The organism is Streptomyces sp. NPDC002911, from assembly GCF_053591835.1.
On the sequence record NZ_JBSFUO010000016.1, the window covers coordinates 25,843 to 41,424 of the forward strand.

A 15,582-nucleotide genomic window follows, 5' to 3' on the forward strand; every position below is an offset into this window, starting at 1 on the left:
GGCACCCCCCACGCGTTCCAGGTCGCGATCCGCAGGTAGCCGGGGCCCGCTTCGGGTTTCGCGTTCATGGTGCACGCCGGCATCGGCAGCAGAGCGGAGTGCGGCACGCAGCCCCCGCCACGAGAGCGGGCCGCACAGGCAGAAGCCCGTGCGGCCCGCGTGCGGCTCGTGTTACGCCGGGACGCTCGCCACGCCCGGCTCCAGGAACCGCTTCCCGTTGACCCGCTCCGAGACGCCCTCGCGGTCCAGGTACGGCGTGATGCCGCCCAGGTGGAAGGGCCAGCCCGCGCCGGTGATCAGGCAGAGGTCGATGTCCTGGGCCTCGGCGACGACGCCCTCGGCCAGCATCAGGCCGATCTCCTGCGCCACCGCGTCCAGGACGCGGTCACGGACCTGGTCCTCCGTCAGGACGGTGTCACCCTGCTCGAGGAGTGCGGCGACCTCGGGGTCCAGCTCCGGCTTGCCGGAATCGTAGACGTAGAAGCCGCGCTTGCCGGCCTTGACGACCGCTGCGAGGTTCTCGGAGACCGTGAAGCGCTCCGGGAAGGCGCGGTTCAGCGTCTCGGACACGTGCAGGCCGATGGCGGGGCCGACCAGCTCCAGCAGCACCAGCGGGGACATCGGCAGGCCGAGGGGCTCGATGGCCTTCTCCGCCGTCCCGACCGGGGTGCCCTCGTCGATGATGTTCTGGATCTCGCCCATGAAGCGGGTGAGGATGCGGTTGACGACGAACGCCGGGGCATCCTTCACCAGCACCGCGGTCTTCTTCAGCTTGCGGGCGACACCGAAGGCCGTGGCCAGCGAGGCGTCGTCGGTCTGCTCACCGCGGACGATCTCCAGGAGCGGGAGGATCGCGACCGGGTTGAAGAAGTGGAAGCCGACGACCCGCTCGGGGTTCTTCAGCTTGGACGCCATCTCGGTGACCGAGAGGGACGAGGTGTTCGTGGCGAGGATCGCGTGCGCCGGGGCGACCGCCTCGACCTCAGCGAACACCTGCTGCTTGACGCCGATCTCCTCGAAGACGGCCTCGATGATGAAGTCGGCGTCGGAGAAGCCCTCCGCCTTGTCCAGCACCCCGGAGACCAGGGCCTTGAGGCGATTGGCCTTGTCCTGGTTGATGCGGCCCTTGCCGAGCAGCTTGTCGATCTCGGCCTGGACGTAGCCCACACCCTTGTCGACGCGCGCCTGGTCGATGTCCGTGAGGACGACCGGGACCTCCAGACGGCGGAGGAAGAGCAACGCGAGCTGGCTGGCCATCAGGCCCGCGCCCACGACGCCGACCTTGGTGACCGGGCGGGCCAGGGACTTGTCCGGGGCGCCGGCCGGGCGCTTGGCGCGCTTCTGGACCAGGTTGAAGGAGTAGATCCCGGAGCGCAGCTCGCCGCCCATGATCAGGTCTGCGAGGGCATGGTCCTCGGCGTCGAAGCCGGCGCTCAGGTCGCCGTCCTTGGCCGCGGCGATGATCTCCAGCGCGCGGTACGCGGCCGGAGCGGCACCGTGCACCTTGGAGTCCGCGATGGCCTTGCCGCGGGCGACGGCCTCGTCCCAGGCGTCGCCGCGGTCGACCTCGGGACGCTCGACCGCGATCTCGCCCTTGAGGACGGAAGCGGTCCAGATCAGCGACTGCTCCAGGAAGTCCGCGCCCTCGAAGAGCGCGTCGGCGATCCCGAGCTCGAAGACCTGCTTGCCCTTGAGCTGGCGGTTCTGGTTCAGCGAGTTCTCGATGATCACCGAGACGGCGCGGTCGGCGCCGACCAGGTTGGGGAGCAGCGCGCAGCCGCCCCAGCCGGGGACCAGACCGAGGAAGACCTCGGGCAGTGAGAACGCGGGGATGGCCGTGGAGACCGTGCGGTACGAGCAGTGCAGACCGATCTCGACACCGCCGCCCATGGCCGCGCCGTTGTAGTACGCGAACGTCGGGACCGCCAGGCCGGACAGGCGGCGGAAGACGTCGTGTCCGCCCTTGCCGATGGCCAGCGCGTCCGTGTGGTTCTTGAGGAGCTCGACGCCCTTGAGGTCGGCGCCGACCGCGAAGATGAACGGTTTGCCGGTGACACCGGCACCGACGATCGCGCCCTCGGCGGCCTCCTTCTCGACCTGGTCGACGGCGGCGTTCAGGTTCGCCAGCGACTGGGGGCCGATGGTGGTCGGCTTGGTGTGGTCGAGGCCGTTGTCCAGCGTGATGAGGGCGAAACGGCCCGCACCGCCGGGAAGGTCGAGGTGGCGTACGTGCGCCTGCGTGACGACCTCGCCGGGGAACAGCTCGGCCGCGCCCTTCAGAAGCTCAGTGGTGGCGGTGCTCACTTGTTGCCTCCGTCGAAATTCGGGTTCTCCCAGACGACCGTGGCGCCCATGCCGAAGCCGACGCACATCGTCGTCAGGCCGTAGCGGACCTCCGGCTGTTCCTCGAACTGGCGGGCCAGCTGAGTCATCAGGCGGACGCCGGAGGAGGCCAGCGGGTGACCGTAGGCGATCGCGCCGCCGTACTGGTTGACGCGCTGGTCGTCGTCGGCGATGCCGTAGTGCTCCAGGAAGGCGAGCACCTGCACGGCGAAGGCCTCGTTGATCTCGAAGAGACCGATGTCGTCGATGGAGAGGCCGGCCTTGGCCAAGGCCTTCTCCGTCGCCGGGATCGGGCCGTAGCCCATGACCTCCGGCTCGACACCCGCGAAGGCGTACGACACGAGGCGCATCCTGACCGGGAGGCCCAGCTCGCGGGCGGTCTCCTCGGACGCGAGCAGCGAGGCGGTGGCGCCGTCGTTGAGCCCCGCGGCGTTACCGGCTGTCACACGGCCGTGGGCGCGGAACGGGGTCTTCAGACCGGCCAGGGACTCCATCGTGGTGCCCGGGCGCATCGGCTCGTCGGCGGTGACCAGGCCCCAGCCCGTCTCCCCGGCTTCGGCGTTGGTGCGGCGCACGGAGACCGGCACCAGGTCCTGCTGGATCTTGCCGTTGGCGTACGCCTTGGCGGCCTTCTCCTGCGAGCGGACCGCGTACTCGTCCGCTCGCCGCTTGGTGATCGAGGGGTACCTGTCGTGCAGGTTCTCCGCGGTCATGCCCATGAAGAGGGCGGACTCGTCGACCAGCTTCTCCGACACGAGACGCGGGTTCGGGTCCACGCTCTCGCCCATCGGGTGGCGGCCCATGTGCTCGACACCGCCGGCGATGACGACGTCGTACGCGCCGAAGGCGATGGAGCCGGCCGTCGAGGTGACGGCGGTCAGGGCGCCCGCACACATGCGGTCGATGGAGTAACCGGGCACCGACTGCGGCAGACCGGCCAGGATTCCGGCGGTACGCCCGAGGGTGAGGCCCTGGTCGCCGATCTGGGTGGTCGCGGCGATGGCGACCTCGTCGATCTTCGCGGGGTCCAGGTCCGGGTTGCGGCGCAGCAGCTCCCGGATGGCCTTCACGACGAGATCGTCGGCGCGGGTCTCGTGGTAGATGCCCTTCGGGCCCGCTTTGCCGAACGGGGTGCGGACGCCGTCGACGAAGACGACGTCCCGGATGGTACGAGGCACGGTGGCTCTCCTCCAGGGTGCGGGATGGCACTGCTGCGGGCGCGCACATCGGCGCGCCACACCCTCATGCTACTTGCGGGTAACCAGGCTGCCCACCCCCCACCACCGGAGCGGCGAAGGTCACACCCGGCGCGGGTGCCACCGGTGGCCCGGGAAGGCCGGCTAACTGGCGTGAAATCGATCCTCCTCGACGAGCCGGTCCATGGTGTGCTCGCGACACGCGTACGCCCCTCTGTCCGATCCGGCAGAGGGGCGTACGCATGTTGTCGGGGACGCCTCAGGCGCTCGTGTCCAGGGCTCGCAGCAGCAGGGGGCCGACCTGTTCGATCTGCCAGTGCCGCGCCCCGTGACCGGCCAGCACGGTCTCCACCGCGTCCGGGGTCAGGACCTTGGGCGGCTCCCAGCAGATCCGGCGCACCGTGTCCGGGGTGATCAGATTCTCCTGCGGCATGTGCAGCCGCTCGGCGAGCTCCGACACTCCGGCTCGGGCCGCCGACAGCCGGGCCGCGGCGGCCGGGTCCTTGTCCGCCCAGGAGCGGGGCGGCGGCGGGCCCGCCGGCTGCTGACCGGGCTGCGGCAGCTCCGATTCGGGCAGCTCCCTGGCCCGGTCGACTGCCGCCTGCCACTGCTCCAGCTGACGGCGCCCCATGCGGTGCCCGAAGCCGGGCAGCGCGGTGAGCGCGTGCAGGTTCGCCGGGAGCGCCAGGGCGGCCTCGATGATCGCGGCGTCGCCGAGCACCTTGCCGGGCGAGATGTCACGGCGCTGCGCCACCTGGTCGCGAGCGGTCCACAGCTCCCGTACGACCGCGATCTGGCGGCGGCGGCGCACCTTGTGCATGCCCGAGGTCCGGCGCCACGGGTCCTTGCGCGGCGGAGCGGGCGGCGCCGAGACGATCGCGGCGAACTCCTCCAGCGCCCACCCCAGCTTGCCCTGCCGGTCCAGCTCCTCCTCCAGGGCGTTGCGCAGGTCCACCAGCAGCTCTACATCGAGCGCGGCGTAGCGCAGCCAGGGGTCGGGCAGGGGCCGGGTGGACCAGTCGACCGCGGAGTGGCCCTTCTCCAGGGCGTAGCCGAGGACGTTCTCCACTATGGCGCCCAGGCCGACGCGCGGGAAACCCGCCAGCCGTCCGGCGAGCTCCGTGTCGAAGAGCGAGGTCGGGGTCATGCCTATGTCGCGCAGGCAGGGCAGATCCTGGGTGGCGGCGTGCAGAATCCACTCGCTGCCGGTGAGGGCCTTACCGAGCCCGGACAGGTCGGGACAGCCGACCGGGTCGATCAGCGCACTTCCCGCGCCCTCGCGGCGAAGCTGTACGAGATAGGCGCGCTGCCCGTAGCGATAGCCCGAGGCGCGCTCGGCGTCGACGGCGACGGGGCCGGTGCCCGCGGCGAAGTCGGCGATCACCCGGTCCAGCGCGTCGTCGGTCGCCACCACCGGGGGGATGCCCTCGCGCGGTTCGAGCAAGGGGATCGGCGCCGGGGCGACGTCGTCCGGGGGAGCGCCCCCGGTGGTTCGCAGTGAAGTGTCTTCTGCGGTCTCTTGGGCGTCGGTCACATGCCAAGGGTATCTGTGTATGTGTGTCGCCCGTCGACGGAACGTTCCGTCGACGGGCGTACATGCACGTAAACCGGCCGGTTACGCATCCGCGCAGGTGCCGGCGGGGTGGGGGGTCAGTGGATGATGCCCGTGCGCAGGGCCACGGCGACCATGCCGGCGCGGTCTCCGGTGCCGAGCTTGCGGGCGATGCGGGCGAGGTGGCTCTTGACGGTGAGGGCGGAGAGCCCCATCGAGACGCCGATGGCCTTGTTGGACTGGCCTTCGGCGACCAGGCGGAGCACCTCCACCTCACGGCCGGAGAGTTCGCGGTAGCCGCCCGGGTGGCTCGGGGAGCCGGGAGGCCTGCGGTGCATACGGGCGGCGTTGGCGCCGATCGGGGCGACGCCCGGACGGGTGGGATGGCCGATGTTGGTACGGGTGCCGGTGACGACGTAGCCCTTCACGCCGCCCGCGAGGGCATTGCGTACCGCGCCGATGTCATCGGCGGCGGAGAGAGCGAGGCCGTTCGGCCAGCCGGCGGCTCGGGTCTCGGACAGCAGGGTCAGCCCGGAACCGTCGGGCAGGTGGACGTCGGCAACGCAGATGTCGCGTGGGTTGCCGACGCGGGGGCGGGCCTCCGCGATGGACGACGCCTCGATGACGTCACGAACTCCGAGAGCCCACAGATGGCGGGTGACGGTGGAACGGACGCGCGGGTCGGCCACGACGACCATGGCCGTCGGCTTGTTCGGGCGGTAGGCGACCAGGCTTGCGGGCTGCTCGAGGAGAACGGACACCAGGCCTCCTGGGGGAGTGGCGGGATGTGCCGGCTCGGGGATGAAGCCGGGACGAACCGTGCTGGAAGGGTCATTGACCTCTTCGGCAGCAGGCGCGTCCTCCTTTAGGGGAAGATCACGATTTGGTGCGTAACAATTCGGACAAATAGGACGCACGATCGATTGTACGAAAAAAGAGAGCCGGTCCCTGGACGACCGGCTCTTCCCGAAGACGAGCGTTATGAGACCTGGGGCCCGCGACGCTGGGGCAGGGTCACCACCGCCGCGTCCGCCGTACCGGACGGAGGCAGGCCGGCCAGCTGGCAGAGCAGATCGCCCCAGGCGACCAGATGCGCCCCCATGTCAGGTACTGCGTCATGCCCCTCGCGCGGCGTCCACGAGGCCCGGATCTCGATCTGCGTCGCCGGGCGGCGTGCGGACAGTGCGCCGAAGTAGTGCGAGCCGGCGCGCGTCACCGTCCCGCCGGCCTCCCCGTACGAGAGACCGCGGGCCTCCAGCGCACCCGTGAGCCAGGACCAGCACACCTCGGGCAGCAGCGGGTCGGCCGCCATCTCCGGTTCCAGTTCGGCCCGTACGAGCGTCACCAAACGGAACGTGCCCTGCCAGGCGTCGTGTCCGGCCGGGTCGTGCAGGAGGACCAGACGGCCGTCCGCGAGATCGTCCTCGCCCTCCACGACGGCGGCCTCCACGGCGTACGCGTGCGGGGCGAGCCGCTGCGGCGGCCGTGTGGGCTCGACCTCCAGTTCGGGGCGCAGGCAGGCGGAACGCAGCGCGTCGACCGCCGACCGGAACGCGAGCGGGACGGTGTCGCCGTCCGCGCCCTCCTCGCTGTCAGTGCCATCGGAATGATCGGAAAATTGTCCCTGAGCCGGAGCCATGCGGGGAAGAGTAGGCGGAACCGGAGCGCCGTGCAGGGAGGGACACCCATGCGGCGTCCGGCTCGTCGCCGCTCCGTGCGAAGATTCTGTGCGTGAGTGCCAACGACCTTCCCCGAGAGTTCAGCCCCGTCCGATCAGGGGAGGGCCCCTCGTCGGGCCTGCGGACGACGCCCGCCACCCATGAGTCGGCGTTCCTCAAGGCCTGCCGCCGCGAGCCGGTGCCACACACCCCGGTCTGGTTCATGCGCCAGGCGGGGCGCTCGCTGCCCGAGTACCTGAAGGTCCGCGAGGGCATCGCGATGCTCGACTCCTGCATGATGCCGGAGCTGGTCACCGAGATCACCCTGCAACCCGTACGCCGTCACAAGGTCGACGCCGCGATCTACTTCAGCGACATCGTCGTACCGCTCAAGGCCATCGGCATCGACCTCGACATCAAGCCCGGTGTCGGCCCGGTGGTCGCGGAGCCCATCCGTACCCGTGCCGATCTGGCCCGGCTGCGCGACCTCACCCCCGAGGACGTCCCGTACGTCACCGAGGCCATCGGGATGCTGACCGCGGAGCTCGGCGCCACCCCGCTGATCGGATTCGCCGGAGCGCCGTTCACTCTTGCGAGCTACCTCGTGGAAGGCGGACCGTCCCGCAACCACGAGCGCACCAAGGCCATGATCTACGGCGAGCCGGAGCTCTGGGCCGACCTGCTCGACCGGCTCGCGGAGATCACCGGCGCGTTCCTGAAGGTCCAGATCGAGGCCGGCGCGTCCGCGGTCCAGCTCTTCGACTCCTGGGTCGGCGCCCTGGCCCCGGCCGACTACCGCCGCTCCGTGATGCCGGCCTCCACGAAGGTCTTCGACGCCGTCGCGTCCTACGGCGTCCCGCGCATCCACTTCGGCGTCGGCACCGGCGAACTGCTCGGCCTGATGGGCCAGGCCGGCGCGGACGTCGTCGGCGTGGACTGGCGCGTCCCGATGGACGAGGGCGCCCGCCGGGTCGGCCCCGGCAAGGCGCTCCAGGGCAACCTCGACCCGGCGGTGCTGTTCGCGCCGACCGAGGCGGTGGAGGCGAAGACCCGCGAGGTGCTCGATGCCGCCGCCGGTCTCGAGGGCCACATCTTCAACCTCGGACACGGCGTCCTGCCGACCACCGACCCGGACGCGTTGACGCGCCTGGTGGAGTACGTCCACCAGCAGACCGCGCGCTGACCGTCCGCGACTAACCCCCGGCCGCCCGCACCGCCGACACGGCCTTGCGGGCGGCAACCAGCACCGGGTCCCAGACCGGGGAGAACGGTGGGGCGTAGCCGAGGTCGAGGGCCGTCATCGCTTCCACCGTCATCCCGGCGGTGAGGGCCACCGCCGCGACGTCCACGCGCTTCGCCGCCCCCTCACGGCCGACGATCTGCACGCCCAGGAGCCGGCCGGTCCGGTACTCCGCGAGCATCTTCACCGTCATCGGCTTAGCTCCGGGGTAGTAGCCGGCCCGGCCCGTCGACTCGATCGTCGCCGTGACGTAGCGCAGTCCGACCGCGCGTGCGTCCTTCTCACGGAGCCCGGTCCTGGCGATCTCCAGGTCGCAGACCTTGCTCACCGCCGTACCGACCACTCCGGGGAAGGTGCCGTAGCCGCCGCCGACGTTGGCTCCGATGACCTGGCCGTGCTTGTTGGCGTGGGTGCCGAGCGCGACGTGCCGGGTGCGGCCCGCGACAAGGTCCAGGACCTCGACGCAGTCCCCGCCCGCCCAGATGCCGTCCTGCCCCACGACCCGCATCGACAGGTCCGTCAGGAGGCCGCCGTACGGGCCCAGCGGCAGGCCTGCCTCGCGGGCCAGGGCCGTCTCCGGTTCGACGCCTATGCCGAGTACGACGACGTCCGCCGGGTAGGTCCCCCCGTCCGTGGCTACCGCGGTGACCCGGCCGTCCCGGCCGGTGTCGACACGGATGACCGAGGCGTCGTTGACGGTGGTGATGCCCAGTCCGTCCATCGCGTCGTGGACCAGCCGTCCCATGTCCGGATCGAGCGTCGCCATCGGCTGCGCCCCGCGGTTGAGCACCGTCACCTCGAAGCCGCGCTTGAGCATGGCCTCGGCCATCTCGACTCCGATGTAGCCCGCGCCGACCACGACCGCCCGGCGTCCCGGAGCCCGGTCCAGCGATTGCAGGAGTGCCTGGCCGTCACCCAGGGTCTGCACGCCATGGACGCCCGGAGCGTCGATTCCGGGAAGATCGGGGCGCACCGGCCGGGCGCCCGTGGCGATCACCAGCTTGTCGTAGCCCGTCCAGTACGTCTCGCCGCTGTCGCGGTCCAGCGCCCGTACACGGTGCCCGGCGACGTCGATCTCCGTCACCTCGGTGCGGGTGCGCAGGTCGATGGAACGGGCCCGGTGCTCCTCGGGCGTACGGGCGATGAGGTCGTCGGGGCCCTCGACGTCGCCGCTCACCCAGTACGGGATGCCGCAGGCGGAGTAGGACGTGAAGTCGCCGCGTTCGAAGGCGACGATGCTCATCGCCTCGGGCCCCTTGAGCCTGCGGGCCTGCGATGCGGCGGACATGCCCGCCGCGTCGCCTCCGACGACCACCAGTCGCTCCGCCGTCATTCCAGGTCCCTTCGCCGCCGTATGCAGGGTCAGGGGCCCACGCTACGCGCCTACGGGGCGGGTGGGGCCTGCGGTGCCTCCGACGTCTCCCGGGGCGTCGTGCGGCGCCGTGGCAGGCGGCCGCGCAGCAGCCGCCACAGGAGCACCACGACGGCCGCGGCGGCCAGGAACGGTGCCGTGGCTCCGATCGCCACTGCGATCCACCGCAGCATCGTCACGAACGCGCCCCAGCCGCCGGCCAGTGCGTCCAGGACGCCCGTGTCCTCGTCGTCGGGGCCCTTCCCGTCCTCGTACGGTTCGCTGAGTTCGAGGGTGATGGTCGCGCGCGAGGTGCGGTCCTTCAGTGATGCCTGCTGGGCGAGCAGCGACTCCAGGGCGGCCTGGCGGCTGCTCAGTTCGCCCTCCAGCGTCACCACGTCGGTGAGCTTCTCGGCCTTGTCCATCAGGTCGCGGACCCGCGCGACGCTCGCCCGCTGGGTGGCGATCCGGCTCTCGACGTCGACGACCTGGCCGGTGACGTCCTTCGCGTCGGACGTACGGAACAGCACCTTTCCCGAGCCGGCGAGCTCCTCCAGCACACGCTCGTAGTCCTGCTGCGGCACGCGCAGCACGAGGTGCGCCTCCTCGCGGCTGTCGTTCAGCCGTTCTGTGGTCTCCTCCGAGACGATGCCGTAGCTCATGCCCCGGGTCACGACTCTGCGAGCAGTGGCCACCGCCTTGGGCACGTCCTTCACCTCAAGAGTGAGCGTGGCCGTACGGACGACGTGGGTCACCACCGAGGACGCCGTCTCCGATAACGAGGAGGCGCCGTCGGCGGACTTGGCGGCCGGCTTCTCACCGACACCGGCCGCGGCGGGCACCGCCGCCTTGTCGTCCGACGCGGAGTTGGCCCCCCGCCCACCGCTGTCGGAGGAAGCGCCGCACGCGCCGGTGGTCAGGAGAGCGACGAGCAGCCCGGCCGCCAGCGCATGCGTGCGGCTTCGGCCGGGCCGCGCAGGTGGACGAATCTCCGTGTGGCGTTCGTCGGACATGACGCGTCCTCCCAGGATCCTTGTCGATGGTGTGCAGGTTCGACGTCGGGACCCGAACGCGGGTTGCCGGCCGGCGGTGTCGAAGTGGTCACGTTCGGGACTCGGGACGGGTTTGAGAGAGTGGACCCATGCAGCGTCCTCTTCAGCGCGACACCACACGCACGGGCCATGCCGTCGTCATCGGCGGTGGCATCTCCGGACTCGCCGCCGCCCACCGGCTGTTGGCCTCCGGCCTCCGGGTCACCGTCCTGGAGGCGACCGGACGGCTCGGCGGCAAGCTGATGACCGGCGAGATCGCGGGCACCCGGGTCGACCTCGGCGCCGAGTCGATGCTCGCGCGGCGGCCCGAAGCAGTCGCGCTGGCCACCGCGGTGGGGCTCGGCGACCGGCTCCAGCCGCCCGCCACCGCCACCGCCTCGGTCTGGACCCGTGACGCCCTGCGCCCGATGCCCAAGGGGCACGTGATGGGCGTGCCGGGCGACCCGGCGGCGCTCAGCGGTGTTCTCTCGCCCGAGGGCCTGGCGAGGATCGCCGAGGAGCGTGACCTCACCCCGACCGCTGTCGGCGACGACGTCGCGGTCGGCTCCTACGTCGCGGACCGGCTCGGCCGGGAGGTCGTCGACCGGCTCGTGGAGCCGCTGCTCGGCGGGGTGTACGCGGGTGACGCCTACCGGATCTCGATGCGCGCAGCCGTGCCCCAGCTCTTCGAGGCCGTGAAGGAGGGCGGACCGCTCCTCGACGGCGTACTCCGCATCCAGGAGAGGGCCGCCGCCCGGCAGCAGACCGGACCGGTCTTCCAGGGCATCGAAGGGGGCATCGGCACCCTGCCGGGCGCTGTGGCCGACGCCGCACGGGCCCAGGGCGCCGAGATCCTCACGGAGACCCCTGTGCTCGGGCTGACCCGCACGGCCGCGGGCTGGGACGTGCGCACCGACAGCCGGGTCATCGCCGCCGACGCCATCGTCCTGGCCACCCCCGCCTGGTCGGCGTCCACCCTGCTCGCCGCCGAGTGCCCGGCCGCCTCGGTCGAGCTCGCGGCCGTCGAGTACGCCTCGATGGCGCTGGTCACCATGGCCTTCCGGCGCGCCGACATCGAGGGGAACGAGGCGTTCGCGGGGCGTTCCGGATTCCTCGTGCCGCCGGTCGACGGGCGCACGATCAAGGCCGCGACCTTCTCCAGCAACAAGTGGCAGTGGGTCGCCGAGGCGTCCCCCGACCTCTTCGTGCTGCGTACCTCCGTCGGCCGCTACGGCGAGGAGGAGCACCTGCACCGTGAGGACTCCGAGCTCGTCGCCGCGTCCCTGGGCGATCTCGCCACGGCGACCGGACTGACGGCCCGGCCCGTGGACACCGAGGTCACCCGGTGGATCGGCGGGCTGCCCCAGTACCCGGTGGGCCATCTCAGCAGGGTCGCCCGGATCCGCGACGAGGTCGCCGAGCTGCCCAATCTGCGGGTGTGCGGAGCGGTGTACGACGGCGTCGGGATCCCGGCCTGCGTCGCGAGCGCGCACCGCGCCGCGGACGAGATCGTCCAGGGCCTCAGGGGCCCGGCCACGGAAGAGATCGACAACACGCCGACCCGGGTTCGGGTCACCGGTGGCCAGGCGGGACAATAGCCGTATGAGTGCGCCAGAAAAGCTTCCGAACGCAGGCAAGAAGGCCAAGGACCTCAACGAGGTCATCCGCTACACCCTGTGGTCCGTCTTCAGGCTGAAGGACGTCCTTCCCGTCGACCGAGCCGGCTACGCCGACGAGGTCCAGGAGCTGTTCGACCAGCTCGGGGCCAATGACATCACGGTCCGTGGCACCTACGACGTGTCCGGTCTGCGGGCCGACGCCGATCTGATGATCTGGTGGCACGCCGAGACCTCCGACGAGCTGCAGGAGGCGTACAACCTCTTCCGGCGCACCAGGCTGGGCCGCGCGCTCGAACCGGTCTGGTCGAACATGGCGCTGCACCGCCCCGCCGAGTTCAACAAGTCGCACGTGCCGGCCTTCCTGGCCGACGAGACCCCGCGCGACTACATCAGCGTGTACCCCTTCGTGCGCAGCTACGACTGGTACCTGCTGCCCGACGAGGACCGCCGCCGTATGCTCGCGGACCACGGCAAGATGGCCCGTGGCTACCCCGACGTCCGTGCCAACACGGTCGCCTCCTTCTCGTTGGGCGACTACGAGTGGGTCCTCGCCTTCGAGGCCGACGAGCTGTACCGCATCGTCGACCTCATGCGCCACCTGCGGGCCTCCGAGGCACGGTTGCACGTACGTGAGGAGGTCCCGTTCTACACGGGGCGCAGGAAGGCCGTCGCAGACTTGGTGGCCGGACTCGCATAGCCAGCGTTTCCGGTCATCCCGACCCGGAAGATCAGTTGGCGGGCAACGGCGTGTGAGACGCCGCCCGCCGTTCCAGCGACACCGGGTCCGGTGCCGGTGCACATCGGCCGACGGCCGGCGAACTGTCGTGACCTGCGGGGGAGTCATCCATTCCTCTCCGCGGGCCGCCGCTCCTCGCCGGGTCCGGCCGATGTGTCCCGGGCCGACAACTGGATAGGACACCACCAGGGCCGCTCCCGACGGGGCGGCCCTTCTGGCGCGCGGCCCCGGACGGGCGGGTCAGCCTCCGGTCCGCGCCCCGCTCGGCAGAGCCGCGCGCAGGCCGGAGTCCTGCATCCCGGTCACAGGCGGTCGTCGGTGGCTGGATCCGTACGCTTACGGTCTCGCGCTCCTCAGGAGCTGCTGCCGCAACTGGACCCGCTGCTGCTGGACCCGCTGCTGCTGCTGCCGCCGCAACTGGACCCGCTGCTGCCGCCGCAACTGGACCCGCTGCTGCCGCCGCAGCCGGACCCCGAGCTGCAGGCCGATCCCGAACCGGAGTCGCCGCCCCCGCCGCTCGAACTGCCACAGCTCCCTCCCCCGGGACCGGCCGTGGCGCACCACACGACCGGGACGAGCGCGGCGTTCGAGGTGGTCGAGGAGCCCGGGGAGGCGCGCAGCAGGGTCCGATACCTGGCCGCCGTCACCAACTGGCCCCGGAGCACGGGATCGGGGAGTGCGCGCAGTCCCTGGGTGGCCACCAGGTGGGCCGGGTCCCCCACTTGGGCGTGCGCGCCGCGCAATTCGTCGAGGGCGCGTCGCCCCGCCCGGGTGATCCGCCGTTTCGCCGAGGACGCGGTGAGGAAACCGATGATGACGCCGGCCATGAGGGCGGGGAGGATCTTGATGACGAACGGGAAAGGCACGTCCGCGTAGTCGTCGTACGGGATCGACTGCAGGACAGTGGCAGCCAGGCCCAGGGGGAAGGCGACGACGCACACCACTCCCTGGGTCAGCGCCCACCGGCGCCGGCTCCGGTTCCCCTCCGGCGCCGTCAACAGCCCACGGGCCGCGAGGCCGTCGCCGATCTCCTGCACCGCCTCGTGCCGCATGACCGTCTCGCGCAGTGTGTGCAGGGCTCCGCTCGGGGCGGCGGCCAGCTCCTGGTAGACGGCCCGTTCCACCGGGTCCCGGGCTTCGTCCCGGTGTACGGCGACGATCCCCGGCCCGCCGACGGCCAGCCGGCCGTCCATGTGCAGAGCGGTGAGCGCGGTGTCGACAACCCGGGCAGGGCCGCCGGCGAGGAAGGCGGCCTCGGCACGGTCGTGCACCCGGTCGCCGGGGCCGGGACGCCGGCCGGACCTGCGGGCGGCGATGATCAGGAGCGTCGAGGAGACCGCCACGGCGAGGGTCAGAAGGACGGCGAGGGCGTTCACGGGGGTCACCTTCCCAGAAGGGCGGTACGGGCGGCGCGGACCAGGCGAGCTCCTCGCCGGGGCGGGCGCGGCGCGGCCCGGTCCTGCCACCAGCGGGTCAGCCGTCGCCTCGCCGCTTCGTCGGCGGGACGGTCGGCGATGAGCAGGTGCTCGGCGAAGTCGAGGGCGTCACGGCGGTATCCGGCGGACATCGGCCGGTTTCCGGCGTACGCGAGGAACGCCGCTCGGTAGCCGTCGCCGAGGATCTCGGGCAGCTCGGGCGCGACCTCGGCGACGACGTCGGCGCGCTTCGCGGCCAGGGCGCGGCTCTGTACCTCCAGGCGCCGGTGGTCGAAGCCGTCCGGCGCGGGAGCGCCGGCCACGAGCGCGGAGAGCAGCGCGGTCTGTGCCACGGCGGTCCGGTCGCGGGCGCCGGAAGCGCGGGCAGCCGGCTCAGGGGGCCGGGCGCCCCGCCGCGGGGCCGCCCCCGGAGCGGTGGCCGCCGCGGCCAGCGTGTCGCGGATCGCGGTCAGTTCACCGGCCAACACCTCGGGCGGCGGGAAGTCGTCGTCGCGCTCCAGCAGGACACCCGGCGGGTCCACGCGGGAGCGGAGCTCGCTCAGCACGTCCAGGACGGGGCGTGTCACGGGGTGGGCGTGTGTGTCGTGCCAGACGCCGTCCTTCTCGATGCCGCCCGCCACATGGACGTAGGCGATGGCCTCCACCGGCAGTTCGTCGAGCGCGGTCGCGGGGCACTCACCACGGTTGACGTGGTTGGTGTGCAGATTGGCGACGTCGATCAGCAGCCGTACGCCGGTGCGTGCGACCAGTTCCGCGAGGAACTGCCCCTCGCTCAGCTCCTCGTCGGGCCAGGAGACCAGCGCGGCGATGTTCTCCAGGGCCAGTGGGACGGGCAGCGAGTCCTGCGCGATCCGCACGTTCTCGCACAGTACTTCCAGCGCGTCCCAGGTCCGGGGTACCGGCAGCAGATGGCCCGCTTCCAGCACCGGCGAGGCGGTGAGCGGCCCTCCGGCGCGGACGAACGCGATGTGCTCCGTCACCAGGGGCGTGCCCAGCAGTTCGGCCCGCGCGGCCAGATCGGCGAGACGGCCGGGATCCGGACGGTCGGCCCCGCCCAGGCCGAGGGACACCCCGTGCGGGACGACCGTGACCCCGCGCTCCCGGAGACGGACGAGGGACTCGGGGAGATGGTCCGCACAGAGGTTCTCCGCGACGGCCTCGACCCAGTCGATCCCCGGCAGAGCCTCGACGGCGTCCGCGATGTCCGGCCGCCATCCGATGCCGATTCCCAGCTTCATGATGTCCCCTCCCCGTTCTGTGCAGGGGTGATGGCCCCGCCGGCCGCCGGCGAACCCGAAAGGGGGGACGTTCAGAGCTCAACTTGAGGTTCCCCGACGGGTCGGCCGTCCGCTGTACGTCGCCACGGGCACCACCCGTGTGCCCGGGCTGCAAGCGCCGACCCGTGACCGGACATCGGTCG

General features: G+C 71.7%; 12 protein-coding genes. 3 read left to right on the forward strand and 9 right to left on the reverse strand.

Annotation, left to right across the window (positions count from 1 at the left end; translation table 11 throughout):
* Positions 1-171: 171 nt before the first annotated feature.
* The 5 genes from ACWD04_RS23235 to ACWD04_RS23255 form a co-directional block, all read right to left on the reverse strand.
* A complete protein-coding gene (locus ACWD04_RS23235; protein ID WP_451134827.1) occupies positions 172-2,304 on the reverse strand; it encodes a 3-hydroxyacyl-CoA dehydrogenase NAD-binding domain-containing protein in 2,133 nt (710 codons plus the stop codon).
* Positions 2,301-3,521, reverse strand: coding sequence for a thiolase family protein (locus ACWD04_RS23240; RefSeq protein ID WP_451134829.1), 1,221 nt, complete (start codon positions 3,519-3,521; stop codon positions 2,301-2,303). Before ACWD04_RS23240 ends, ACWD04_RS23235 begins: the two co-directional genes overlap by 4 nt.
* Positions 3,522-3,798: 277 nt before the next feature.
* Entirely contained in the window at positions 3,799-5,073 is a 1,275-nt protein-coding gene (locus ACWD04_RS23245) for an HRDC domain-containing protein (protein WP_451134831.1), read from the reverse strand.
* 116 nt (positions 5,074-5,189) lie between these two features.
* Complete coding sequence (locus tag ACWD04_RS23250) at positions 5,190-5,852, reverse strand: helix-turn-helix transcriptional regulator (protein WP_033300087.1); 663 nt, start codon at positions 5,850-5,852, stop codon at positions 5,190-5,192.
* Between the two features lie 218 nt (positions 5,853-6,070).
* Positions 6,071-6,730: a DUF3000 domain-containing protein gene (locus ACWD04_RS23255; protein ID WP_451134833.1), complete on the reverse strand. Its 660-nt coding sequence runs from the start codon at positions 6,728-6,730 to the stop codon at positions 6,071-6,073.
* 92 nt (positions 6,731-6,822) lie between these two features.
* Between ACWD04_RS23255 and hemE the strand changes: the two genes are divergently transcribed.
* Entirely contained in the window at positions 6,823-7,932 is a 1,110-nt protein-coding gene (gene hemE / locus ACWD04_RS23260; protein ID WP_451134835.1) for a uroporphyrinogen decarboxylase, read from the forward strand.
* 10 nt (positions 7,933-7,942) lie between these two features.
* On the opposite strand, the gene ACWD04_RS23265 is transcribed toward hemE, so the two are convergent.
* Positions 7,943-9,322 carry an FAD-dependent oxidoreductase gene (locus ACWD04_RS23265; RefSeq protein ID WP_451134837.1) on the reverse strand — a complete coding sequence of 460 codons (1,380 nt, stop codon included), beginning with the start codon at positions 9,320-9,322 and terminating at the stop codon, positions 7,943-7,945.
* A 50-nt stretch (positions 9,323-9,372) separates the two neighbouring features.
* The gene (locus tag ACWD04_RS23270; RefSeq protein ID WP_451134839.1) at positions 9,373-10,353 is read right to left on the reverse strand and encodes a DUF4349 domain-containing protein; all 981 of its coding nucleotides are present in this window, start codon (positions 10,351-10,353) and stop codon (positions 9,373-9,375) included.
* Between the two features lie 128 nt (positions 10,354-10,481).
* Between ACWD04_RS23270 and hemG the strand changes: the two genes are divergently transcribed.
* Together hemG and hemQ are read left to right on the forward strand one after the other, a co-directional pair.
* Positions 10,482-11,969 carry a protoporphyrinogen oxidase gene (gene hemG / locus ACWD04_RS23275; RefSeq protein ID WP_451134841.1) on the forward strand — a complete coding sequence of 496 codons (1,488 nt, stop codon included), beginning with the start codon at positions 10,482-10,484 and terminating at the stop codon, positions 11,967-11,969.
* Positions 11,970-11,973: 4 nt separating this feature from the next.
* Positions 11,974-12,687 (forward strand): hydrogen peroxide-dependent heme synthase, encoded by a 714-nt coding sequence (gene hemQ, locus ACWD04_RS23280; protein ID WP_451134843.1) that lies wholly within the window; start codon positions 11,974-11,976, stop codon positions 12,685-12,687.
* Between the two features lie 392 nt (positions 12,688-13,079).
* Here hemQ and ACWD04_RS23285 read toward each other — a convergent pair whose 3' ends face one another.
* Both ACWD04_RS23285 and ACWD04_RS23290 read right to left on the reverse strand, forming a co-directional pair.
* The gene (locus ACWD04_RS23285) at positions 13,080-14,102 is read right to left on the reverse strand and encodes a TIGR04222 domain-containing membrane protein (protein ID WP_451134845.1); all 1,023 of its coding nucleotides are present in this window, start codon (positions 14,100-14,102) and stop codon (positions 13,080-13,082) included.
* 5 nt (positions 14,103-14,107) lie between these two features.
* Positions 14,108-15,400, reverse strand: a complete 1,293-nt coding sequence (locus ACWD04_RS23290) for a DUF692 domain-containing protein (protein WP_451134847.1) — start codon at positions 15,398-15,400, stop codon at positions 14,108-14,110.
* Positions 15,401-15,582 lie beyond the last annotated feature (182 nt).

Excerpts from the sequence above, each read along its gene's own strand:
- ACWD04_RS23255 (WP_451134833.1), bottom strand. The coding sequence starts at position 6,730 with ATGGCTCCGGCTCAGGGACAATTTTCCGATCATTCCGATGGCACTGAC.
- hemG (WP_451134841.1), top strand. The coding sequence starts at position 10,482 with ATGCAGCGTCCTCTTCAGCGCGACACCACACGCACGGGCCATGCCGTC.
- ACWD04_RS23290 (WP_451134847.1), bottom strand. The coding sequence starts at position 15,400 with ATGAAGCTGGGAATCGGCATCGGATGGCGGCCGGACATCGCGGACGCC.
- hemQ (WP_451134843.1), top strand. The coding sequence starts at position 11,974 with ATGAGTGCGCCAGAAAAGCTTCCGAACGCAGGCAAGAAGGCCAAGGAC.
- ACWD04_RS23270 (WP_451134839.1), bottom strand. The coding sequence starts at position 10,353 with ATGTCCGACGAACGCCACACGGAGATTCGTCCACCTGCGCGGCCCGGC.
- ACWD04_RS23265 (WP_451134837.1), bottom strand. The coding sequence starts at position 9,322 with ATGACGGCGGAGCGACTGGTGGTCGTCGGAGGCGACGCGGCGGGCATG.